Genomic DNA, 21,769 nt, shown 5'->3' on the forward strand with positions numbered 1-21,769 from the left:
ACGCTCAGGGCGAACGGAGGAAGGGTGGTCCCGAAAAACGGGCGGGTCGGAAGCGGGCGACAGGAAGCCGCCAGGTCAGGCAAATAAAAAAAGGGGCCGGCGCTCTCGCACCCGCCCCATTTCTCGTTCGGCTCAGGCCTTGAACGACGCCTTGTGCGCCGCACGCTCCTTGTACTTCACGCCCTTCTTGGCGGCAGCCTTCTCGGCTGCGGGGACGAAGTGGATCACCTCGACCTTGCCGCCGATCTTCTCGACCGCCTCGATCGCACCCTTCGACGCGCCGTCGACGGTGAACGAAAGGACCGTGGTCAGCTCGCCCTTGGCGAGGAGGCGGACGCCGTCCTTGCCGCCACGTGCCAGGCCAGCGGCCTTGAGCGCGTTGTGGTCGAGCGTGGCGTTCGCCTCGATCTTGCCGGCATCGACCGCGAGCTGGATCGCGCCGAGGTTGACCTCTGCGAAGTCCTTGCGGAAGATGTTGTTGAAGCCGCGCTTAGGCAGACGCATGTGGAGCGGCATCTGGCCGCCTTCGAAGCCGGCGATGGACACGCCCTCGCGGCTCTTCTGGCCCTTCTGGCCGCGGCCGCCGGTCTTGCCCTTGCCCGAGCCGATGCCGCGTCCGACGCGCATCTTGGACTTACGGGCACCTTCGTTATCGCGGAGTTCGTTGAGCTTCATGGTAATGCACTCGCTTTCGCTTGTTACGCGCTGGTTGAAAAACCGGGGTTGGATTCTGGAATAAGAAAGGGGGCCGTTAGCCCCCTTTCCCGTATTTGTCACGTGGGTCGTGAAGGCTCAGCCTTCGACCGACACCATGTGCTGCACCTTGCGGATCATGCCGCGGACCTCTGGGCTGTCTTCCAGCTCGCGGGTCTTGTGCATCTTGTTCAGGCCGAGACCGACCAGCGTTGCGCGCTGGTCCTTCTCGCGGCGGATCGGCGAACCGGTCTGCGTGATCTTGATGGTAGCCATGATCGCTTACTCCGTGATCGCAGCTGCATCGGCCTCGGCGGTCTTCGAACCACCATGGCCGAGCAGGTCGGCGATCTTCTTGCCGCGACGCTGTGCGACGGCCTTGGGCGAGGTCTGCTCGCCAAGGGCTTCGAACGTTGCGCGGATCATGTTGTAGGGGTTCGACGTGCCGACCGACTTGGTCACGACGTCTGCGACACCCAGCGACTCGAAGACGGCGCGCATCGGGCCACCGGCGATGATGCCCGTACCCTGAGGCGCCGACCGCAGCGTGACCTTACCGGCGCCGAAGTGACCGTTGCCGTCATGATGCAGCGTGCGACCGTCCTTAAGCGGAACGCGAACCATCTTCTTCTTGGCAGCTGCCGTCGCCTTCGAGATGGCTTCCGGCACTTCGCGTGCCTTGCCATGGCCGAAGCCTGCACGGCCCTTGCCGTCGCCGACGACGACGAGTGCTGCAAAGCCGAAGCGCTTACCGCCCTTGACCGTCTTCGAGACGCGGTTGATGTGCACCAGCTTCTCGATCAGCTCTTCGCCGCCATCGTCCGAACCCGGACGACCGCCACGATTGTCACGACCGCCACGACCGCCATCGCGACCACCACGGTTGCCACCGGGGCCACCGCCGCGATTGCCGCCGGGGCCACCACGACCGCCACCGCCGCCGCCACCGGGACGACCACGGCCACCGCCGCTGTTGCCCTGGTATCCGGTGCTCTGGGGCACGTTCCCCGTAACGTTCTGGGCCGTGACGTCCTGTGCGGTCGTCTCGGGTGCGATTACCGCTGGCGTGTTGTTTTCGTCAGCCATGTCTTAGAACTCCAATCCGGCTTCGCGCGCGGCATCGGCAAGAGCCTTCACGCGACCGTGGTAGAGGAAGCCGCCGCGATCGAACACGACCTGGGTCACGCCCGCCGCCTTGGCAGCCTCGGCGACGCGCTTGCCGACAGAGGTCGCCGCGTCGATGTTGGCGCCGGACGTGCCGCGCACGTCCTTCTCCAGCGTCGAGGCCGAAGCGACCGTCGTGCCGGCGGCATCGTCGATCACCTGGGCATAGATGTGCTTGCCCGAGCGATGCACGGACAGGCGCGGACGGGTGCCGGCGCGTGCGCGCAGCGCGGTACGGTTGCGGCGACGCCGCTTGGCGAAAAGAGAAAGTCCCTTGGTCATTACTTCTTCTTCCCTTCCTTGCGGAAGATGAACTCGCCGTCGTACTTGATGCCCTTGCCCTTGTACGGCTCGGGCTTGCGCCACTGACGAATCTCCGCGGCCAGCTGGCCAACCATCTGCTTGTCCGAACCCGAGATCTCGATCGTCGTGTTGTCCGGCGTCTTAACCTCGATGCCCTCGGGCACGTCGATGTTGACGTCATGGCTGTAGCCGAGCTGCAGCTTGAGGTTGCGACCCTGGGCTGCGGCACGATAGCCGACGCCGCTGATCAGCAGCTTCTTGGTGAAGCCTTCCGACACGCCGGTGACCAGGTTCTGCACCATGGTCCGCTGCATGCCCCAGAACGCGCGGGCGCGCTTGGTGTCGTTGGCCGGCTGCACCGAAATGCCGCCGTCTTCGATCGTGTAGCTGATCTCGTCGCGCAGCGGCATCTTCAGGGTCCCCTTGGGGCCCTTCATCGTCAGCTGCTTGCCCTCGATCGTCGGCGTGATGCCCGCCGGTACGGTGACCGGCTTCTTACCAATACGGCTCATCAGAACACCTCCGCGAGGACTTCGCCGCCGACGTTCTGCTCACGTGCTTCGGAATCCGAAAGCACGCCGCGGGGCGTCGAGACGATGGTGATGCCGAGGCCGTTGCGGACGCGGGGAAGTTCCTGCGAGCCGGAATAGACGCGACGGCCGGGCTTCGAGACGCGCGCGACATGCTTGATCGCAGGCTGGCCCTCGAAATACTTCAGCTCGATGCGAAGGCCGGCCGCGGGGCCCATCTGCTCTTCGCTATAGCCACGGATATAGCCTTCACGCTGCAGAACGTCGAGCACGCGGACGCGCAGCTTCGACGCCGGAGTCAGGACGGAGTCCTTCTTCGCGCGCTGGCCATTACGGATACGGGTGAGCAAATCACCCAGGGGATCGGTCACTGCCATGATGTAGTCCTTACCAGCTCGACTTCGTGACGCCGGGGATCAGGCCCTTGTTGGCCAGATCGCGCAGCTGAATACGGCAGAGCCGGAACTTGCGGTAATAGGCGCGCGGGCGACCGGTCAGCTCGCACCGGTTACGGATGCGGGTCGGGTTCGCGTTGCGCGGGATTGCCGCCATCTTGAGGCGAGCGATCAGACGCTCACCATCGTCGAGCGTCTTGTCCGCTGCGATTGCCTTCAGTGCCGCGTACTTCGGGGCATACTGCTTGACCATGCGCTTGCGGCGCTCGTTCTTGTTGACTGAACTCAGTTTCGCCATCGACTTAAGTTCTTTCTTTCCTGAAGCGCCGCCCGTGACACGAGGTCAGGGGCGGCGGTTGGTAGTTAAGCTGCCTTCTTCTCGTCGGCAGCGTCGTCTTCGATCGGGAACGGGAAACCGAACAGACGGAGAAGCTCGCGAGCCTCGTCGTCGGTCTTGGCGGTCGTCGTCACGATCACATCCATGCCGCGGACCTTGTCGACCCGGTCATAGCTGATTTCTGGGAACACGATCTGCTCCTTGATACCGCAGGCATAGTTGCCACGGCCATCGAAGCTCTTCGGGTTGAGACCGCGGAAATCGCGGACGCGGGGAAGAGCGATCGTGATGAAACGGTCGAGAAACTCGTACATGCGCTCGCGGCGAAGGGTAACCTTCACGCCGATCGGCATGCCCTCACGCAGCTTGAACTGCGCGATCGACTTCTTGGCCTTCGTCACGACGGGCTTCTGGCCGGCGATCAGCTCCATTTCCTGGGCTGCCTGGTCGACCTTCTTCTTGTCCTGCGTCGCTTCGCCGACACCCATGTTCAGCACGATCTTGTCGATCCGGGGGATCTCCATGACGTTCTTGTAGCCAAACTTTTCGGTCATCGCCTTAATGATCGTCTCATCATACATCTTCCGCATGCGCGGCGTGTAGGCGGCCTCGGTGCCAGCGGCGGTGTTCTGATCAACCATTGATCTTCTCCCCGGTCTTGACGGCCACGCGGACCTTCTTGCCATCCTGCTCCTCGAAGCGGACGCGGGTCGGCTTGCCGTCTGCGGTCACGTGAGCGACCTTCGAGACGTGCATCGGTGCTTCCTTGCGAACCAGGCCACCCTGCGGGTCACCCTGGGTCGGCTTCGTGTGGCGCACGGCAATGTTCACGCCCGAGACGACGACCTTGTCGGTCTTCGGCATCGACATCGTGACTTCGCCGGTCTTGCCCTTGTCCTTGCCGGACAGGATGATGACCTTGTCACCCTTCTTGATACGCTGGCTCGCCATTACAGCACCTCCGGCGCAAGGCTGATGATCTTCATGTGCTTCTTGCCACGCAGCTCGCGAACGACTGGGCCGAAGATACGGGTGCCGATCGGCTCCTCGTTCTTGTTGACCAGCACCGCGGCGTTGCCGTCGAAGCGGATGACCGTACCGTCTGCACGGCGGATATCCTTGGCGGTACGAACGATCACCGCGCGGTGAACGTCGCCCTTCTTCACGCGGCCCCGTGGCTGCGCTTCCTTGATGCTGACGACGATGATGTCGCCAACGCCTGCAACACGACGCTTGGAACCCCCAAGCACCTTGATGCACTGCACCCGCTTCGCGCCGCTGTTGTCAGCGACGTCGAGATTGGACTGCATCTGGATCATGGATCCGTATCCCTTCTCTGTCTCTGGGGTCGATACCGACCGAACCCCGCCTAAAAAATCACCCCGCCGCGGACGAGTCCGCAACGGGGAGGAGCGGCCGCTTAGCCGTTCCCGTTTACGAAAACAAGAGCGCAGGGAGTTGCCCCCCTGCCCTCATGTTTGATTCAGCCCTCGGCCGAAGCCCGCTCCGGCGTCGCGTGGGTGTTGACCCGCTCGATCACCTTCCAGGTCTTCAGCTTGGAGATCGGTGCGGTCTCTTCGATCCGCACGGTCTCGCCCTGCTTGAACTCGTTGCTCTCGTCATGAGCATGATACTTCTTCGAGCGACGGATGATCTTCCCGTAGAGCGGGTGCTTCACCTTACGCTCGACGTTCACGACCACCGTCTTGTCGCCCTTGTCGGACACGACCAGACCGGTCAGCACGCGCTTCGGCATGATGTGTTCCTTACTTCGCGGCGTCAGCGCTGGTGCGCTGAGCCTGCAGGGTCTTGATGCGAGCGATGTCGCGGCGGACCTCACGAACGCGGCTCGGCTTTTCGAGCTGGTTCGTGGCGGCCTGGAAGCGCAGGTTGAACTGCTCGCGCTTCAGTTCGCCAAGCGACTCCGACAGCTGGTCGTCGCTCTTGGCCTTCATGTCGTCGATACGAGCCATGATCTTACTCGCCTCCCAGATGCGAGGTGTCGCCCAGGCGGGCAACGACCTTTACCTTGATCGGCAGCTTCATGGCCGCCCGCTCGAATGCCTCGGCGGCGATCTTGCCGTCGACGCCGTCGAGCTCGAACAGGATCCGACCCGGCTTGACTCGAGCGGCCCAGTATTCCGGCGCGCCCTTGCCCTTACCCATGCGGACTTCGGCTGGCTTTCCCGAGACCGGAAGGTCTGGGAAAATGCGGATCCACAAACGCCCCTGGCGCTTCATGTGACGCGTGATCGCGCGGCGTGCCGCCTCGATCTGGCGTGCGGTGATCCGGTCGGGCTCCATGGCCTTCAGGCCGTAGGAGCCGAAATTGAGCGAAAAGCCACTCTTGGCGTCGCCCGAAATCTTGCCCTTAAAGGCCTTCCGGAACTTGGTCTTTTTTGGTTGCAGCATGTCTGTTCCTGCCCCTTAGCGACGATCGTCGCGCTGCGGCCGCACGCCGGAGGTCTGAGCCTCCATCATGATGCGGTCGTACGACGTCGGATCGTTGCCGAGAATCTCGCCCTTGAAGACCCAGACCTTCACGCCGCAAACGCCATAAGACGTGTGCGCCGTAGCCTCGGCATAATCGATGTTCGCGCGCAGCGTGTGCAACGGAACCCGACCTTCACGATAGCTCTCCGACCGTGCGATCTCGGCGCCGCCAAGACGGCCGCCGCAGTTCACGCGGATGCCCTCGGCACCGAGACGCATCGCCGACTGAACCGCACGCTTCATGGCGCGACGGAAGGCGATACGACGCTCGAGCTGATCGGCGATGCCCTGCGCGACGAGACGCGCATCGACTTCCGGCTTGCGGATCTCGACGATGTTCAGCGACACGGTCGACGACGTCATCTTACCGATCGTCGAACGCAGCTTCTCGATGTCCGCACCCTTCTTGCCGATGATCACGCCGGGGCGTGCAGCGAAGATGGAGATACGGGCCAGCTTGGCCGGACGCTCGATCACAACCTTGGAGATCGCGGCCTGCGGCAGCGTCTTCATGATATATGCGCGGATCTTGAGATCCTCGAGCAGGAGCCGACCATAGTCGGCGCCTTCGGCGTACCAGCGGCTATCCCAGGTACGGTTGATCTGCAGACGCAGACCGATGGGGTTGCTCTTCTGACCCATTATGCTTCTTCCTGCTCGCGCACGACGATGCGCAGACGGCTGAATGGCTTGAGGATGCGGGTCGACTTGCCGCGGCCGCGGGTCGAGAAGCGCTTCATCGTGATCGACTTGCCAACCGATGCCTCGGCGACGACCAGCGAGTCGACGTCGAGGTTGTGGTTGTTCTCCGCATTGGCGATGGCCGAGGCCAGCACCTTGCGGGCTTCGATCGCCATGCCCTTGGTCGAGAAGGCGAGGATGTTCATCGCATCGCCGACCTTCTTGCCACGGATGAGCGCAGCCACGAGGCCGAGCTTCTGTGCGGAACCGCGGATCTGCGTACCGACCGAAAGCGCCTCGTTGTCCGCGACCTTGCGCGGGCTGACTTGCTTAGACATCAGCGCTTGCCCTTCTTGTCGGCGGAGTGGCCGGGGAAGTAGCGCGTGGGCGCGAACTCGCCCAGCTTCATCCCCACCATGTCCTCGTTGACCGAGACCGGCACGAACTTGCGGCCGTTATAGACGTTGAACGTGAGGCCCACGAACGACGGCAGGATCGTCGAGCGACGCGACCAGGTCTTGATCGGCGAACGCGCGTTGGTGTCCTGGGCGGTTTCTGCCTTCTTGAGCAGATGAAGGTCCACGAACGGACCCTTCCAGACTGAACGAGCCATGTTAGCCCTTCCTCTTCGTCGAATGACGCGACCGGATGATCATCTTGTCGGTCGATTTGTTGTGACGCGTGCGCGCACCCTTCGTCGGCTTGCCCCACGGCGTGACCGGATGACGGCCACCCGAGGTGCGGCCTTCACCACCGCCGTGCGGATGGTCGACCGGGTTCTTGGCGACGCCGCGCGTCAGCGGACGAATACCAAGCCAGCGCGAACGCCCTGCCTTGCCCAGGTTCTGGTTCTGGTTGTCGGGGTTCGAAACCGCGCCAACCGTCGCCATGCAATCGCTGCGGATGTAGCGCTGCTCGCCCGAGTTCAGGCGGACCATCACCATGCCCTTGTCGCGACCGACGACCTGCACATACGTGCCGGCCGAACGGGCGATCTGGCCACCCTTCATCGGCTTCATCTCCACGTTGTGGACGATGGTGCCGACCGGCATCTGACCGAGTTCCATGGCATTGCCTGGCTTCACATCGGTCTTCTTGGCCGCGAGGACCTTGTCGCCAACGGCCAGACGCTGCGGCGCCAAGATATAGGCAAGCTCTTCGTCCGGGTACTTGACCAGGGCGATGAACGCGGTGCGGTTGGGATCATACTCGATCCGCTCGACAGTGCCTTCGACGTCCCACTTGCGACGCTTGAAGTCGATGTAGCGGTACTTCTGCTTGTGACCACCGGCGATGCCGCGCGAGGTCACATGACCCTTGTTGTTACGACCGCCGGTCTTGTGCTTGCCTTCGGTCAGCGCCTTGACGGGCTTGCCCTTCCAGAGCGACGACTTGTCGACCAGGATGAGACCGCGGCGTGCCGGCGATGTCGGATTATAATGCTTGAGTGCCATGGCCTCAGATCCCCGTCGTCACGTCGATGGACTGACCGTCCTTCAACGTCACGATTGCCTTTTTCATGTCCGAGCGCGAGTAGTTCGTGCCCTTCCACTTCTTGGTCTTGCCCTTCTGGACGAGCGTGTTCACGCCGACGACGTTCACGTCGAACAGCGCCTCTACGGCCGCCTTGATCTCGGGCTTCGTGGCGTCGTTGGACACCTTGAACACCACCGCGTTGTGCTCCGACAGGGTCGTCGTCTTCTCGGTGATGTGCGGGGCCAGGATAACGTCGTAATGACGATTATCGATGCCCGCCTTCTGCTTCTTAGCCATGGAAGCGCGCCTCCAGCTTTTCGACAGCGGCGCGCGTCAGCACCAGCGTGTCATGCTTCAGGATGTCGTAAACGTTGGCGCCGGCTGCCGGCATCACGTTCACTTCGTACAGGTTGCCCGCAGCGAATGCGAAGCTGGTGTCGACCATGTCGCCGTCGATGACGAGCGCACGCTTGCCGAAGCCGAGCTTGGCGAGATCGCCCTGCAGCGTCTTGGTCTTGCCACCCTCGACGGCCAGGCTGTCCATGATGACCAGCGAACCCGCCTTGGCGTGGCTGCTGAGCGCCATGCGCAGGCCGAGCGCGCGAACCTTCTTGTTCAGCGACGGGTTGAAGTCACGGACGCGGGCGCCGTGAGCCTTACCACCACCGATGAACACGGGCGCGCGACGATCGCCGTGACGTGCGGTACCGCCGCCCTTCTGGCGACCGAACTTCTTGCCGGTGCGAGCGACGTCTGCGCGCTCACGGGTGCCACGAGCCGTCTCGCGACGCTTCTCGAGCTGCCAGGTGACCACACGGTGCAGGATGTCGGCGCGCGGATCGAGACCGAAGATCTCGTCGTTAAGCTCGATGTCCGCGCCCTCGGTGCCGGCGAAAGATGAAAGCTTGATCTTCACGCTCAGCCCTCCTGGCCGTCGGCTGCAGGTGCGTCGGTCGTTTCGGCCGGCGTGTCTGCTGCGGTGTTGCTGTTGGCGGTCTTGAGACCGGCGGGGAACGGTGCGTCGGCGTGGCGCGCGACCTTCACCGAATCCTTGACGAAGAGCCAGCCGCCCTTGGAACCAGGAACCGAACCCTTGACGAACAGGAGACCACGCTCGACGTCCGTCGATACGATCTCGAGGTTCTGCTGGGTGCGATACTTGTCGCCCATGTGGCCGGCCATCTTCTTGTTCTTGAAGACCTTGCCCGGATCCTGGCGCTGACCGGTCGAACCGAGCGAACGGTGCGAGACCGAGACGCCGTGGGTTGCCCGCAGACCGCCGAAGCCCCAACGCTTCATGCCGCCCTGAAAGCCCTTACCCTGGGTCTTGCCCTGGATATCGACGATCTGGCCTGCGACATAATGGTCAGCCGAGATCTCGGCGCCAACATCGAGCAGGCCGTCTGCGTTCACACGGAACTCATGGACGACAGCCTTGGGCTCCACTTCGGCCTTGCCGAAATGGCCACGCTGCGGCTTTGCAACATTCTTCGACTTGGCAACGCCTGCACCAAGCTGGACGGCGGTGTAGCCGTCACGATCCATTTCGCGAACGGAAATGACCTGATTGCCTTCGAGTGCCAGAACGGTGACCGGCACGTGCCGACCATCTTCCTGGAACAGGCGGGTCATCCCCATTTTCTTCGCGATCACGCCAGTACGCATGATCTTGTCCCTTCCTAGACAGAGGCCCCGTCGGACTATTCCTCGGGGGCTTGCGGACCATGTCCGGAGCAAGCTCCATGATGCATCCACCTGACCCCATCCCCGGCAAAAGCCCTGAATGGAGTCGGATCAACCCGGTAAATACGAAACGCGCCCCGTCCCGGGCTGGTGTTCCTGCGAACGCAGGAACGTGACGGGGGACGCTGCCCCGTCGGTTTGCACCGACGGCGGTATCCCAATGTCGAACGGCGCGGGACCGTTACCGGTCGACCGCGCCGCGCTCGCCCTTAGGCGAGCTTGATCTCGACGTCAACGCCAGCGGCGAGGTCCAGCTTCATCAGCGCATCGACCGTCTGCGGCGTCGGCTGGACGATATCCAGCATACGCTTGTACGTGCGCACCTCGAACTGCTCGCGCGACTTCTTGTCGATGTGCGGGCCGCGGTTCACGGTGAATTTTTCGATGCGCGTCGGAAGGGGAATCGGACCGCGGATGAGCGCGCCGGTGCGGCGTGCGGTGTCGGCGATGTCGCCGGTGGCCTGATCGAGCACGCGGTGATCGAACGCCTTCAGACGAATGCGGATATTGCTGTCCATAGTCCCTACCGATGCGAAAGAGCGGGCCCGTTTCCGGGCTCTTGCTGGTTGATGTTTAAACCGAAGGCGGGCCATTACGGGAGAGTCGGTTGAAATGCAACCGGCGGTTGTGGGTTTTCCGGATCGATCTGTCGAACGCCATGCTACCCATCGATCCTCCCCCGCCAGAGGAGGTGGCACGCGAAGCGTGACGGAGGGGGAGGAAAGTGATGCAGCTCGAAGGATCCCTGACCGGCCGCAGCAACGCAAGCGGCTACGGAAACAGATGACCCCGCCCGAGATAGCATTGTGGCTGGCGTTACGAGGTAACGAGGCAGGACTCCGCTTCAGACGACAACATGCTGCAGGGCAGTATGTGTTGGACTTTTCCTGCGCCCCAGCCCGACTTGCGATCGAAGTCGACGGCGAAGCCCACAACCACGGCAACCGCCCCGAACGAGATGCAACGCGAGACGCCTGGCTAATCGCCCAAGACATCCGCGTCCTCCGCTACCCAGCCCGCGAAATGCTGGCCAATCTCGACGACGTCGTCCGCCAGATCACGTCCGTCGCACTGCAACGCCGGACCACCATCGAGAGCTGATCGCCCCCTCCCCCTCCGACGCCTCAGGCGCCACCTCCCCCTAGCGGGGGAGGATTTGCACGGAAGGCAGGTCTACAAGCCAGTGTAGGCAATATCGCCAGTCGCCCAAATCACACGACCAGCGGGATCCTGCTTCCAATACACGGTCCCAAACGCCGCTTGATAAGTCGCAACTCCGTTCGACCGCCGCTGCCGAAACTCAGCCCAGCTTACGGTTTTGTCGAATGAGCAACCGTCGTGAATGATGAACCCTTGCCGCAAGAGGGTGGTCCTAAGTTTCGAAGCTGGCGATCCGGCTGGATAGTCAGCCCGAAGCCGCTCGACGATTTCAGGCGAGTGGGATGCAGTTTCAGTCGGAGAGCCGTGATCATTACCGCCTTCGCATAGCGAGTTGCTCCCTCCTGTCGTCGTGGCGCCGATAAGGATCTCGGGCAGCTCCTCCACAGCCTGTCCGCACCCGCTAAGAGCAAGGCAGGCAGCGATGAGCGGAAGAGGATTTTGAAATGCCATACCCTTGTTTTGCCCGGCATCACGAATGTCCGCTAGCGGGCGGCCGCCGAGGACGCTGATCGATTTGATCGACACACTTCCCGAACGCCACTTTCCCAAACACAAAAAGCCCGGCCTCTCTCGCGAGAAGCCGGGCTCTTCGATCATCTCCCGAGGGAGAAGATGCTTACTTGTCGATCTGGCTGACGACGCCTGCACCGACGGTACGGCCGCCTTCGCGGATCGTGAAGCGCTGGCCCACGTCCATGGCGATCGGTGCGATCAGCTTGATGCCGAGCGACACGTTGTCGCCTGGCATCACCATCTCGGTGCCCTCAGGCAGCTCGACGGTGCCGGTCACGTCGGTCGTACGGAAGTAGAACTGCGGGCGATAGTTGGCGAAGAACGGCGTGTGACGGCCACCCTCTTCCTTCGACAGCACGTAGACTTCCGAGTTGAAGTCGGTGTGCGGCTTGATCGTGCCTGGCTTGCAGAGCACCTGGCCACGCTCGACTTCGTCGCGTGCAACGCCGCGGATCAGCGCGCCGACGTTATCGCCAGCCTGGCCCTGGTCGAGCAGCTTGCGGAACATCTCGACGCCCGTGACGGTCGTCTTGCGAACGGTCGGGTGGATACCGACGATCTCGACTTCCTCGCCAACCTTGACGATGCCGGTCTCGACGCGGCCGGTGACAACCGTACCACGACCCGAGATCGAGAACACGTCCTCGATCGGCATCATGAACGGCTTGTCGAGCGGACGCTCGGGCTGCGGAATGTAGTCGTCGACAGCCTGCATCAGCTCGGTGACGGCGTCGGCGCCGAGCTTCTGGTTCGAACCCGACAGCGCGCAGGTTGCCGAACCCTTGATGACGGGGATGTCGTCGCCCGGGAAGTCGTACGAGCTGAGCAGCTCGCGGATTTCCATCTCGACCAGCTCGAGGATTTCCTCGTCGTCGACCAGATCGACCTTGTTCATGAACACGACCATGGCAGGCACGCCGACCTGGCGTGCGAGCAGGATGTGCTCACGGGTCTGCGGCATCGGGCCATCGGTCGCCGAAACGACGAGGATCGCGCCGTCCATCTGGGCTGCGCCGGTGATCATGTTCTTCACATAATCGGCGTGGCCCGGGCAATCGACGTGCGCGTAGTGACGGTTGGCCGTCTCGTACTCGACGTGTGCGGTCGAGATCGTGATGCCGCGCTCGCGCTCCTCGGGAGCCTTGTCGATGTTTGCGAAGTCGACAGCGGTACCGCCGGTCGTCTCGGCGAGAACCTTCGTGATCGCAGCGGTGAGCGACGTCTTGCCATGATCGACGTGACCGATGGTGCCGATGTTGAGATGCGGCTTGTTCCGCTCAAATTTTGCCTTGGCCATTGTTTCCTACCTTCTGATTCGTATTCCGGTGCCACACCGGGAACCGCGCGAACGCGGCCCCATAGCGGCTGTTAAAGCCTGACGCTAGCCCTACCCCCTTAAAGGATTAGGCCAGTTTCGCCTTCACCTCGTCAGCGACGTTCTGCGGCACTTCATCATAATGCGAGAACTGCATCGAGTATTGCGCGCGGCCCTGCGTGAACGAGCGGAGCGAGTTCACATAGCCGAACATGTTGGCCAGTGGCACCATCGCCTCGACCGTCTGCGCGTTGCCGCGGCTGTCGGTGCCCTGGATCTGGCCACGACGGCTGTTCATGTCGCCGATGACGTCGCCCAGATAGTCCTCCGGGGTGACGACCTCAACCTTCATGACCGGCTCGAGCAGCGTGATGCCCGACTTCTGCGCGACTTCGCGCATTGCGCCACGTGCACAGATTTCGAACGCCAGAGCCGACGAGTCGACGTCGTGATACGCGCCGTCATACAGCACGATCTCGAAATCGATGATCGGGAAGCCGACCAGCGAACCCGACGCGGCGGTCTCGCGGAAGCCCTTCTCAATCGCGGGCAGATATTCCTTCGGAATGTTGCCGCCCTTGATCTCGTCCTTGAACGTGATGCCCGAACCGCGCTCGCCCGGCGTGACCTTGACCTTCACGCGACCGAACTGGCCGGTGCCGCCCGACTGCTTCTTGTGCGTGTAGTCGACGTCGACCGGCTTCTTCAGATATTCGCGATACGCGACCTGAGGAGCACCGACATTGGCCTCGACCTTGAACTCACGCTTCATGCGGTCGACCAGGATCTCGAGATGGAGCTCGCCCATGCCCTTGATGATGGTCTGGCCCGACTCGGGGTCCGACGACACGCGGAACGACGGATCCTCGCGTGCGAGACGATTGAGCGCGACGCCCATCTTCTCCTGATCGGCCTTGGTCTTCGGCTCCACCGACAGCTCGATCACGGGCTCGGGGAATTCCATCCGCTCGAGGATGATCGGTGCGTTCATCGCGCAGAGCGTGTCGCCCGTGGTCGTGTCCTTGAGGCCTGCGAGAGCGACGATGTCGCCCGCGAACGCTTCCTGGATGTCCTCACGGCTGTTCGCATGCATGAGCAGCATGCGGCCGACCTTTTCCTTCTTGTCCTTGACCGAGTTGGTGACCTGCGATGCGGTCTCCAGCTTGCCCGAATAGATGCGGGCGAAGGTCAGCGTGCCGACGAACGGATCGTTCATGATCTTGAACGCCAGTGCCGAGAACGGAACCTCGTCCGACGAAGGACGCTCGTCCGGCGTCACGCCGTCGAGCTTCAGACCCTGAATCGCGGGAACGTCGAGCGGCGACGGCAGATAGTCGACCACGGCGTCGAGCAGGGGCTGGACGCCCTTGTTCTTGAACGCCGAACCGCAGACCACGGGGACGAACGCCATGCTGAGCGTACCCTTGCGGATCAGCTTCTTGAGGTCGGCGACGCTGGGCTCGTTACCCTCAAGATAGGCTTCCATCAGAGCATCGTCCTGCTCGACAGCCATCTCGATCAGGTCGCTGCGATACTTCGCGGCCTTGTCGGCCATGTCCGCCGGGATGTCCTGATATTCGAACTTCGCGCCCAGGCTCTCTTCGAGCCAGATGATCGCGCGGTTCTCGACGAGGTCGACCAGGCCCTTGAAGCCGCCTTCCATGCCGATCGGCAGGTACAGGACCGCCGGGCGCGCACCGAGACGCTCGATGATCGAGTCGACGCAGAAGTAGAAGTCGGCACCGGTGCGGTCGAGCTTGTTGACGAAGCACATGCGCGGCACGCCGTACTTGTCGGCCTGACGCCACACGGTCTCGGACTGCGGCTCGACACCGGCAACGCCGTCGAAGCACGCGACCGCGCCGTCGAGGACGCGCAGCGAACGCTCGACTTCGATCGTGAAATCGACGTGGCCCGGGGTGTCGATGATGTTGATAAGGTGCTCTTCACCCTTACCTTCTTCGGCGCGCCACTTGCAGGTGGTTGCAGCCGACGTGATCGTGATCCCGCGCTCCTGCTCCTGCTCCATCCAGTCCATCGTCGCGGTGCCTTCATGCACTTCGCCGATCTTGTAGGACTTGCCGGTGTAATAGAGGATGCGCTCGGTCGTCGTCGTCTTGCCGGCGTCGATGTGCGCCATGATGCCGATGTTGCGGTAACGGTCGAGCGGATGGCTGCGGGCCATGATCGTGCTTCCTTAAGGATATGGGGAGCCGAACGTGCCGGCTCCCCAATATATAGGTGTTTGCGTTACGGGCGAAAGACCGCCCGTGACACGGTTACCAATGCTAGGCTTCGAAGCCCGCTGTTACCAGCGGTAGTGCGAGAATGCACGGTTGGCTTCTGCCATCCGGTGCGTGTCTTCGCGCTTCTTGACCGCGTTGCCGCGGTTGTTCGCCGCGTCTATCAGCTCGCCCGACAGCCGTGCGGCCATCGTGTTCTCGCTGCGCGAACGTGCCGCACCGATCAGCCAGCGGATCGCCAGCGCCTGTGCACGCTCGGGACGCACTTCGACGGGAACCTGGTAGGTTGCACCACCGACGCGACGCGAACGGACTTCGATGCCCGGCTTCACGTTGTTCAGCGCATCATGAAAAACGCCGATCGGGTCGCGCTTGGCGCGGCTCTCGACGGTTTCGAATGCACCGTACACGATCAGCTCTGCGACGGACTTCTTGCCGTCCAGCATGACGCTGTTCATGAACTTCGACAGAACCTCATCCCCGAACTTGGGATCAGGCAGGATGACCCGCTTTTCGGGACGACGACGACGTGCCATTTTATATTCCTTCTAAACTTCAGCCTGTGTGATCAAACATACCAGTGCCGACTTGCGTCGGTTGGCATTGATCGGCTTACTTCGGACGCTTGGCGCCGTACTTGGAACGCGACTGACGCCGGTCCTTCACACCCTGTGTATCGAGCACGCCGCGCAGGACGTGATAGCGAACACCGGGAAGATCGCGGACACGACCGCCACGGATCAGGACAACCGAATGCTCCTGAAGATTGTGGCCCTCGCCCGGGATGTAGCTGATGACTTCGCGCTGGTTGGTCAGGCGAACCTTGGCCACCTTGCGCAGAGCCGAGTTCGGCTTCTTCGGGGTCGTCGTGTAGACGCGGGTGCAAACGCCGCGCTTCTGCGGGTTGGCTTCCATCGCAGGGACCTTCGACTTGGCCTTCTGCGGATCGCGGCCCTTGCGGACCAGCTGGTTGATCGTCGGCATTGAAGCCTTCACCTTTCAAATGGTTACTTTGCTGGAGCCATTGAGGCGCCTGAGAATACAAAAAGGACCCTAGGAAGCGCAAAACGCTCCTCAGGCCCTGGAATGCATCCAGCAATGTTCAAGCATGCCCGGCGGGAAAGACTCCCGAAGAACAGGGCGCGCCTATAGGTCAGGAGTCAGCCGCGGTCAACACGGGGATCACCCCACGCTGCCCTGAACCCGACGCCAGATTGGTTGCACGTTCGACAATCGTGCGTCGGGCATGAACAGGTGCTTGCCCTGCCGCGGACATGGCGCTAGAGCCCGCCACCGCACAGGAGTGTAGCTCAGTTGGTTAGAGCGTCGGTCTCCAAAACCGAAGGCCCTCGGTTCGAATCCGAGCACTCCTGCCAGGTCTTCCCACATCGCCGATCGACAGCTGCCGTGACCCATTGGTCAGCGGCCGACGTTCTGCGCCTGTCACGATTGCATAAAACGCATTTCATAATGCAATTTGCGCAGTTGTGAAATTCGCTGCTGCGATGCACAAAGACTGTGCCTTTCAGGCATCCTCTCCTAAAACTTTTACGGCCGGTCTCTGACCGGCCTTTTTTTTGGTCTGCGCGCTGATATACCGAATGACGGTCCGTCACGCCGGCAAACATAACAGAAACGCAGGAGAGGCGCCGCCGGCAAGACCGGCACCGGTTGACGGCCGGCGGGGGAGAGGGCGCAAACGCCCGCCCCCGCGCCTTCCGGTCCCGCCTCCTACGCATCCCCTTATGCTTTTAACCGTGTGCGAAAGGCTGGTGCATCGCGACGTACGCGCTGCCGAGTCGGGCCATCACAGGGCCGCCCGGCGGACGCTGCCGCCCCGCCCCTTGCGTTCCGTCGGCGCGGAAGCTATCTGCGCCGCCATCCGACAGCGAGACGGACGCATGCCCGACCCCTTTGACGGGGCCCTATTGACGGGGCGACCCTTCACAGGGAGCGGGTTATGGGTCTATGCCTCGCTTCTTTTCATGTCTCCATCAGGCGGGTTCGAACAGCACCGTGGCTAAAACGTCCCCACTCGAATTCATCCGGCAGGTCCGCACCGAAACCTCCAAGGTTACGTGGCCGACGCGTCGCGAGACGATCATGACCGGGGTGATGGTCGTCATCATGACGACGATCCTCGCGCTCTTCTTCTTCGGCGTCGACTCGATCCTTCAGGCGATCGTCACCGCCCTTCTGAAACTCGCTCAATAAGGTCCGCACATGGCGCGCTGGTACATCATTCACGCCTATTCGGGCTTCGAGGGCAAGGTCCGCGACTCGATCATGGCAGAGGCGACCCGCATGGGTCTCGAGCAGCTCGTCGAGCAGATCGAAGTCCCCACCGAGACGATCACCGAGGCCCGCCGCGGCAAGAAGATCGCGGTCGAGCGCAAGTTCATGCCGGGCTACGTGCTCGCCAAGCTGAACATGAACGACGACGTCTATCACCTCGTCAAGAACACCCCCAAGGTGACCGGCTTCCTTGGCAGCATGGGCAAGCCGCAGGCGATCAGCGAGGCGGAAGCCACGCGGATGCTGAACAGCAAGGAAGAGGCCGCGGCCGCTCCCAAGCAGAAGGTCAAGGTCGACTACGAGATCGGCGATCAGGTCAAGGTGCTCGACGGTCCGTTCGCGAGCTTCAACGGCCTGGTCGAGGAACTCGATTTCGACCGCAGCCGCGTCAAGGTGTCGGTGTCGATCTTCGGTCGCGCCACCCCGGTCGAGCTCGAGTTCGAGCAGGTCGAACGCTCGAAGTAATCACCGCCTGAGTCTGCGGGCTCGGTCTGGACAATCGAACATGGGCCTGATGCTGCGACGCCGCGGCATCAGGCCTTTTCGTGTGGGTTTGAGAGCCGTACCCGCGCGGTAAGTTCGGCGCCCGCATAAGCGAGAAAGCCGCGCAGCATATGGCGCAGGCGGAAGCTGTGGAAGCGCCGGATATAGGGAAAGGGCCGCGTCCCCGCGCGGATTTCGCCGAGCGCATCGCCAAGGTCGCGGCGGATCGCCCCCAGGATTCGCCGGTCGCTCAGGATGTGCTTGGCGTAGAGCGCGCCGTCGCCATAGCCATAGCCCGCGAGCAGCGCGATCACCTGGTCGGGCCGGCAGCGCCCATGATGATGCTCGACGACGAAATACGGGTCATAGGCCACGACCACCCCGGCCGCGATCGCGCGGAACAGGAAATCGGTATCCTCCGCCGCCACGAACCGCGCGCCCGCGCCGAACCGCGTATCGAACCGGCCCGTCCGCGCGATGACGTCGCGCGTGAAGGCAAGGTTCGCGCCCATCACGAACCCGCCGGGAAACGCGCCCGGCACCGGCTCCATCGGATGATCCTCGAGCTTCAGCGTCACCGGCAGGTCTGCGGCATCGCCCGGCAGGATCCGCCCGCCGACGATCGTCGGCGTCGCGACCCCCGCGAACCGGCGGACCAGCGCGAGCAGATAGTCCGGCTTGAGCACGCAATCGTCGTCGGTCATCGCGACGATCCGCCCGCGGACATGCGCCAGCCCCAGATTGCGCGCCCGCGCCAGCCCCGCGAGTGGTTCGGCCAGCAGCAGCACGGGAAACGCCTGCTCCGCCTGCCAGGCCGCCAGCCGCGCCGCGGTGTCGTCGCGGGACCCGTTGTCGACCACCACCATTTCGACCGCCACGTCCCCCGCAACGCCGACCGCGCGCGTCACCGAGTCGAGCGTGCGCGACAGCGACGCCCCCCGGTCGCGCGTGCAGATCAGCACACTGACGTCGATCATTCGCGCAGCAGCAGCGGCGACGGCGCGGTCCAGGCGGCGATATAGGCGGACAGCTTGCCATAATCATTGTCGAGCGCGAGGTGTGGGATGCCCAGCAGCAGCGCGAGGATATGCGCGTGCAGCCGGTCAGTGACGATCTGCCGCCCGCGCGACAGGAGCGTCAGCCCGCGCGCGACCCGCGCATAAGCCAGTCGCTCATAGTGCGCAGGACGCGGCGCCCCCACCTCCCATACGGGCAGCACGCCGTCCTCCAGCCAGTCGAGCACCACCGCCCCCTCCGGCACCGGCCCGCGATCCCCCGCCACGCGCTCGTCATCGGTCCGCATCAGCATCAGCAGGTCGCAATCCGCCGGCCCACGCGGCTGCGCCCCCAGCGCGAACGCGGAATCGGGCGCGAGCGTGACCGGGCAGGACAACCGCTGTGCGAGGTCGAGGCTCTGCGCATCGCGGACATAAAGGTGGAAATCGGGGTGCGCGGCGACGCAGGCGGCGAAGCGGTCGAGCCCCTCGCCGGCGCGGAAATGGATCGACTGGGGCAGCTGGACGATCGTCCGGTCGCGAAACTCCGCCAGCATCGCCTCGCGAAAATGCTGATGATGCGGCCAGATATCCCCCAGATTGCCGCCGCCGTGCAGGAACACGACCCCCGCCGGGCTGTCGCGGCGAAACGCGTCCGCGTCGAACGCGTCCCAGGTGCAGACATGATCGGGAGCGCGTCCGGTGATCGCGCGGAGCATCGCGATCTCGCCCAGCCAGATCGCGCTGTCGCCGACATTGGCATGGTCGGGAAAGTCGAGCAGCGCATAACGGTCGCCAGCCCCGACATGCCGCCGGTACAGCGCCGCCAGCGCTGCCTGCTGCACCGCGACCACGTTGTCGCCCTCGGACTCAGCCGCGCTCGTCACGCGACCATCTCCGCCTTGGCCGCGCATACCTCCGCATACAGCGCCTCGCACCGGTCGACCCAGCGGTCGCGGGTGAACAGCCGTTCGACCCGAGCGCGCGGCACATCGCGCGGAATCGCCATCGCCGCAGGGATTGCTGCAGCCAGCCCCGCGACGTCACCCGGCGCGGCGAGGCACCCCGCCTCGCCCACGACCTCACGCGCAGCCCCCATGTCGAATGCAGCGACCGGCAGGCCGCACGCCATCGCCTCCGCCGCAACCAGCCCGAACGGCTCGTCCCAGCACGGCGTGAACAGGAACACCGACGCCTGCCCGAGCGCCGACGCCAGCGCCGTGCCGTCCAGATGTCCGCCATACCGAACGTCGGGTCCCAGATGCGGCGCGACCTCGGCCGCCCAATAGTCCGGATCCTCGATCTGCCCGTACAGCGTGATCGCCACACCCGCGCGCCGTGCCGCCTGTACCGCCAGATGCGGCCCCTTGTTCGGCGTCATCCGTCCCGACCAGACCGCGCTGCCGTCCCCTGCGGGCGAGAACCGCCACGCGGCGGGGTCGATGCCGTTGTGCAGCACCGATGCCTCGGCGGGTGCACCGTCGGGCCACCAGGCGCGCAGCTGCGACTGCGACGTCACCGTCAGCCGGTGGGTCGGCGACGGGCTCGCCTTCACGAACCAGTGCAGCGCGTCATAGGGCGGGACGTGGAGCGAGGTGACGGTCGGCACGATCGCGGTCCGCTGCGGCTCGATCGGGAAGCGGCTCAGGCTGTTGTTGTGCACCACGTCGAACCCACCCGCCGCGATCCTCTCGCACGCCGCGATATAGCCCTGGTCGACGTGCGCGATCAGCGGCGCCGACCCGCGATGCTCGGCCCAGGGAAACACCCGCTCATAATGCTGGGGCAGCACCGGATCGATCGCGAAGCGCGGGTCGCTGTCGCCGCTCGCGAACAGCACGACGTCGTGCCCGCGTGCCTGCAGCCCTTCCGCCAGATACCAGCTGTGCGATTCCATCCCGCCCATGAACGGCTGCGCGATCCGCTGGCGGACGTGCGAGAGCAAGGCGATCCTCACGCCGCCGCGGCACTCGCGGCGACACGCTCTTCCAGCAGCCGGATGACGCTTGCGGTATTGGCATAGGGCTGGTGGCTCTGCTGTCCGGTCAGCGCGAGATCCGCGTCATCGGGGCGGCGGAGCACGCGGATCGGCTGGCCGGGCCGGTCGTCGATCAGCCCCATCAGCCGGAATGCGTGCAGCCAGTGCCCCATAGTCCGATAGCCCCAGCGCGCCTCGAACAGCTCGGCATTGCGGATCACGCTGTCGAGATGATGCACCGGCGGCATGTGATGCGGATGATATTGGTGATGCGCCAGCCCGCCCTTGATCCACGCGATCGGCACGCCTGCGGTGTCGAGCACCTTGCCGAAATCGGTATCCTCGCCGCCATAGCCGTTATAGCCCTCGTGGAACCCGCCGACCGCGAGGAAGGTCGCGCGCCGCATCGCGAAGTTGAGCGACCAGAAACAGCGGTAGTCGCCGCATGCCTCGATCCCCTCGGCGGGCGGTCCGCGCCGGTCCGAATGCCGCACCGCGACGTCCGCGAAATCCTCGCTGCGCCAGTCCCCCTTCGTCGCGCCGCCCGGCAGGTACATCACCTCGCCCATCAGCAACCCGTCATAGGTTGCAAGGTGCCCGGCATAGTCCGCGACCAGGTCCGGCGCGGGGATACAGTCCATGTCGAGGAAGATCAGCCCCTCCCCCGTCGCGGTCCGCGCCGCCAGGTTGCGCGCCGCGGCCAGCGGCAACGCCTCGCCCGCGATCATCAACTGTCGGACCGGAAAATCCGTCTCGGGCAGGACATAGGGCTCGTCCTGCATCACTGCGACGATCAGTTCGCGCGGCGGGGTCGTCTGTCGCGTGAGCCCCAAAACCAGATTGTAGAGATGCTCGGCCCGCCCCTTGGCCAGCGTGACGATCGAGATTGCGGACATGGGCAGGGCTCCAATGGGATCTGGGAACAGGACGGAACAGGACGGAACAGGACGGAACAGGGTAACGACGGGGGC

General features: G+C 63.8%; 32 protein-coding genes and 1 tRNA gene. 4 read left to right on the forward strand and 29 right to left on the reverse strand.

What is annotated here, in order from left to right; genetic code table 11:
• Positions 1-132 precede the first annotated feature (132 nt).
• The 21 genes from rplO to rpsJ form a co-directional block, all read right to left on the reverse strand.
• The gene (gene rplO, locus C8J24_RS00815) at positions 133-675 is read right to left on the reverse strand and encodes a 50S ribosomal protein L15 (RefSeq protein WP_031393746.1); all 543 of its coding nucleotides are present in this window, start codon (positions 673-675) and stop codon (positions 133-135) included.
• Between the two features lie 117 nt (positions 676-792).
• Complete coding sequence (rpmD, locus tag C8J24_RS00820; protein ID WP_031393747.1) at positions 793-969, reverse strand: 50S ribosomal protein L30; 177 nt, start codon at positions 967-969, stop codon at positions 793-795.
• A 6-nt stretch (positions 970-975) separates the two neighbouring features.
• Positions 976-1,779, reverse strand: coding sequence for a 30S ribosomal protein S5 (gene rpsE, locus C8J24_RS17760; RefSeq protein WP_107929659.1), 804 nt, complete (start codon positions 1,777-1,779; stop codon positions 976-978).
• A 3-nt stretch (positions 1,780-1,782) separates the two neighbouring features.
• Positions 1,783-2,139 (reverse strand): 50S ribosomal protein L18, encoded by a 357-nt coding sequence (gene rplR, locus C8J24_RS00830; protein WP_031393749.1) that lies wholly within the window; start codon positions 2,137-2,139, stop codon positions 1,783-1,785.
• Positions 2,139-2,672: a 50S ribosomal protein L6 gene (gene rplF, locus C8J24_RS00835; RefSeq protein ID WP_031393750.1), complete on the reverse strand. Its 534-nt coding sequence runs from the start codon at positions 2,670-2,672 to the stop codon at positions 2,139-2,141. Before rplF ends, rplR begins: the two co-directional genes overlap by 1 nt.
• A complete protein-coding gene (rpsH, locus tag C8J24_RS00840; RefSeq protein ID WP_031393751.1) occupies positions 2,672-3,067 on the reverse strand; it encodes a 30S ribosomal protein S8 in 396 nt (131 codons plus the stop codon). The genes rplF and rpsH overlap by 1 nt, the downstream gene beginning before the upstream one ends.
• A 10-nt stretch (positions 3,068-3,077) precedes the next feature.
• Complete coding sequence (gene rpsN, locus C8J24_RS00845) at positions 3,078-3,383, reverse strand: 30S ribosomal protein S14 (RefSeq protein WP_031393752.1); 306 nt, start codon at positions 3,381-3,383, stop codon at positions 3,078-3,080.
• Between the two features lie 65 nt (positions 3,384-3,448).
• Positions 3,449-4,063 carry a 50S ribosomal protein L5 gene (rplE, locus tag C8J24_RS00850; protein WP_042466294.1) on the reverse strand — a complete coding sequence of 205 codons (615 nt, stop codon included), beginning with the start codon at positions 4,061-4,063 and terminating at the stop codon, positions 3,449-3,451.
• On the reverse strand, positions 4,056-4,373 hold the full coding sequence (gene rplX, locus C8J24_RS00855; RefSeq protein ID WP_031393754.1) for a 50S ribosomal protein L24: 318 nt from the start codon (positions 4,371-4,373) through the stop codon (positions 4,056-4,058). The genes rplE and rplX overlap by 8 nt, the downstream gene beginning before the upstream one ends.
• Positions 4,373-4,741 carry a 50S ribosomal protein L14 gene (rplN, locus tag C8J24_RS00860; RefSeq protein WP_031393755.1) on the reverse strand — a complete coding sequence of 123 codons (369 nt, stop codon included), beginning with the start codon at positions 4,739-4,741 and terminating at the stop codon, positions 4,373-4,375. Before rplN ends, rplX begins: the two co-directional genes overlap by 1 nt.
• A 164-nt stretch (positions 4,742-4,905) precedes the next feature.
• Positions 4,906-5,178: a 30S ribosomal protein S17 gene (gene rpsQ, locus C8J24_RS00865; RefSeq protein ID WP_031393756.1), complete on the reverse strand. Its 273-nt coding sequence runs from the start codon at positions 5,176-5,178 to the stop codon at positions 4,906-4,908.
• A gap of 10 nt (positions 5,179-5,188) precedes the next feature.
• Complete coding sequence (gene rpmC / locus C8J24_RS00870) at positions 5,189-5,395, reverse strand: 50S ribosomal protein L29 (protein ID WP_031393757.1); 207 nt, start codon at positions 5,393-5,395, stop codon at positions 5,189-5,191.
• 4 nt (positions 5,396-5,399) lie between these two features.
• Positions 5,400-5,834: a 50S ribosomal protein L16 gene (gene rplP / locus C8J24_RS00875; RefSeq protein WP_031393758.1), complete on the reverse strand. Its 435-nt coding sequence runs from the start codon at positions 5,832-5,834 to the stop codon at positions 5,400-5,402.
• Between the two features lie 15 nt (positions 5,835-5,849).
• Positions 5,850-6,557, reverse strand: a complete 708-nt coding sequence (rpsC, locus tag C8J24_RS00880; protein WP_031393759.1) for a 30S ribosomal protein S3 — start codon at positions 6,555-6,557, stop codon at positions 5,850-5,852.
• Positions 6,557-6,934, reverse strand: coding sequence for a 50S ribosomal protein L22 (gene rplV, locus C8J24_RS00885; RefSeq protein WP_107929661.1), 378 nt, complete (start codon positions 6,932-6,934; stop codon positions 6,557-6,559). Before rplV ends, rpsC begins: the two co-directional genes overlap by 1 nt.
• Positions 6,934-7,209 (reverse strand): 30S ribosomal protein S19, encoded by a 276-nt coding sequence (rpsS, locus tag C8J24_RS00890; protein WP_031393761.1) that lies wholly within the window; start codon positions 7,207-7,209, stop codon positions 6,934-6,936. Before rpsS ends, rplV begins: the two co-directional genes overlap by 1 nt.
• A 1-nt stretch (position 7,210) precedes the next feature.
• Entirely contained in the window at positions 7,211-8,050 is an 840-nt protein-coding gene (gene rplB / locus C8J24_RS00895) for a 50S ribosomal protein L2 (RefSeq protein WP_031393762.1), read from the reverse strand.
• Positions 8,051-8,054: 4 nt separating this feature from the next.
• Positions 8,055-8,369, reverse strand: coding sequence for a 50S ribosomal protein L23 (locus C8J24_RS00900; protein ID WP_031393763.1), 315 nt, complete (start codon positions 8,367-8,369; stop codon positions 8,055-8,057).
• Positions 8,362-8,988 carry a 50S ribosomal protein L4 gene (gene rplD, locus C8J24_RS00905; protein WP_031393764.1) on the reverse strand — a complete coding sequence of 209 codons (627 nt, stop codon included), beginning with the start codon at positions 8,986-8,988 and terminating at the stop codon, positions 8,362-8,364. The genes C8J24_RS00900 and rplD overlap by 8 nt, the downstream gene beginning before the upstream one ends.
• 2 nt (positions 8,989-8,990) lie before the next feature.
• Positions 8,991-9,737, reverse strand: a complete 747-nt coding sequence (rplC, locus tag C8J24_RS00910; protein WP_056406239.1) for a 50S ribosomal protein L3 — start codon at positions 9,735-9,737, stop codon at positions 8,991-8,993.
• A 287-nt stretch (positions 9,738-10,024) separates the two neighbouring features.
• The gene (gene rpsJ, locus C8J24_RS00915; protein ID WP_007406109.1) at positions 10,025-10,333 is read right to left on the reverse strand and encodes a 30S ribosomal protein S10; all 309 of its coding nucleotides are present in this window, start codon (positions 10,331-10,333) and stop codon (positions 10,025-10,027) included.
• A gap of 265 nt (positions 10,334-10,598) precedes the next feature.
• Here rpsJ and C8J24_RS00920 point away from each other — a divergent pair, with 265 nt between their 5' ends.
• Positions 10,599-10,916, forward strand: a complete 318-nt coding sequence (locus C8J24_RS00920) for an endonuclease domain-containing protein (RefSeq protein ID WP_244180316.1) — start codon at positions 10,599-10,601, stop codon at positions 10,914-10,916.
• Positions 10,917-11,592: 676 nt separating this feature from the next.
• Here C8J24_RS00920 and tuf read toward each other — a convergent pair.
• The 4 genes from tuf to rpsL form a co-directional block, all read right to left on the reverse strand.
• The gene (tuf, locus tag C8J24_RS00925; protein WP_031393767.1) at positions 11,593-12,786 is read right to left on the reverse strand and encodes an elongation factor Tu; all 1,194 of its coding nucleotides are present in this window, start codon (positions 12,784-12,786) and stop codon (positions 11,593-11,595) included.
• Between the two features lie 106 nt (positions 12,787-12,892).
• The gene (gene fusA / locus C8J24_RS00930; protein WP_031393768.1) at positions 12,893-14,989 is read right to left on the reverse strand and encodes an elongation factor G; all 2,097 of its coding nucleotides are present in this window, start codon (positions 14,987-14,989) and stop codon (positions 12,893-12,895) included.
• Positions 14,990-15,112: 123 nt separating this feature from the next.
• The gene (gene rpsG / locus C8J24_RS00935; RefSeq protein WP_107929666.1) at positions 15,113-15,583 is read right to left on the reverse strand and encodes a 30S ribosomal protein S7; all 471 of its coding nucleotides are present in this window, start codon (positions 15,581-15,583) and stop codon (positions 15,113-15,115) included.
• Positions 15,584-15,659: 76 nt separating this feature from the next.
• The gene (gene rpsL / locus C8J24_RS00940) at positions 15,660-16,031 is read right to left on the reverse strand and encodes a 30S ribosomal protein S12 (protein WP_010164594.1); all 372 of its coding nucleotides are present in this window, start codon (positions 16,029-16,031) and stop codon (positions 15,660-15,662) included.
• A gap of 315 nt (positions 16,032-16,346) precedes the next feature.
• Between rpsL and C8J24_RS00945 the strand changes: the two genes are divergently transcribed.
• The 3 genes from C8J24_RS00945 (at position 16,347) to nusG (ending at position 17,807) form a co-directional block, all read left to right on the forward strand.
• A tRNA-Trp gene (locus C8J24_RS00945) sits at positions 16,347-16,423 on the forward strand.
• A 640-nt stretch (positions 16,424-17,063) separates the two neighbouring features.
• Entirely contained in the window at positions 17,064-17,261 is a 198-nt protein-coding gene (gene secE, locus C8J24_RS00950) for a preprotein translocase subunit SecE (protein WP_031393770.1), read from the forward strand.
• A 9-nt stretch (positions 17,262-17,270) separates the two neighbouring features.
• Entirely contained in the window at positions 17,271-17,807 is a 537-nt protein-coding gene (gene nusG / locus C8J24_RS00955; protein WP_031393771.1) for a transcription termination/antitermination protein NusG, read from the forward strand.
• 68 nt (positions 17,808-17,875) lie between these two features.
• Here the strand turns inward: nusG and C8J24_RS00960 are convergent, their stop codons facing one another.
• Genes C8J24_RS00960 through C8J24_RS00975 form a run of 4 tightly spaced genes read right to left on the reverse strand, consistent with a single transcriptional unit; the run spans position 17,876 to position 21,694 of the window.
• On the reverse strand, positions 17,876-18,802 hold the full coding sequence (locus C8J24_RS00960) for a glycosyltransferase family 2 protein (RefSeq protein WP_107929668.1): 927 nt from the start codon (positions 18,800-18,802) through the stop codon (positions 17,876-17,878).
• Positions 18,799-19,707, reverse strand: a complete 909-nt coding sequence (locus C8J24_RS00965; RefSeq protein WP_244180318.1) for a polysaccharide pyruvyl transferase family protein — start codon at positions 19,705-19,707, stop codon at positions 18,799-18,801. The genes C8J24_RS00960 and C8J24_RS00965 overlap by 4 nt, the downstream gene beginning before the upstream one ends.
• Entirely contained in the window at positions 19,704-20,777 is a 1,074-nt protein-coding gene (locus C8J24_RS00970; RefSeq protein WP_107929672.1) for a glycosyltransferase, read from the reverse strand. Before C8J24_RS00970 ends, C8J24_RS00965 begins: the two co-directional genes overlap by 4 nt.
• Positions 20,774-21,694, reverse strand: a complete 921-nt coding sequence (locus C8J24_RS00975) for a glycosyltransferase family 2 protein (RefSeq protein ID WP_107929674.1) — start codon at positions 21,692-21,694, stop codon at positions 20,774-20,776. Before C8J24_RS00975 ends, C8J24_RS00970 begins: the two co-directional genes overlap by 4 nt.
• Positions 21,695-21,769: the final 75 nt, after the last annotated feature.

Source organism: Sphingomonas aerolata (assembly GCF_003046295.1).
Lineage (GTDB): Bacteria > Pseudomonadota > Alphaproteobacteria > Sphingomonadales > Sphingomonadaceae > Sphingomonas > Sphingomonas aerolata.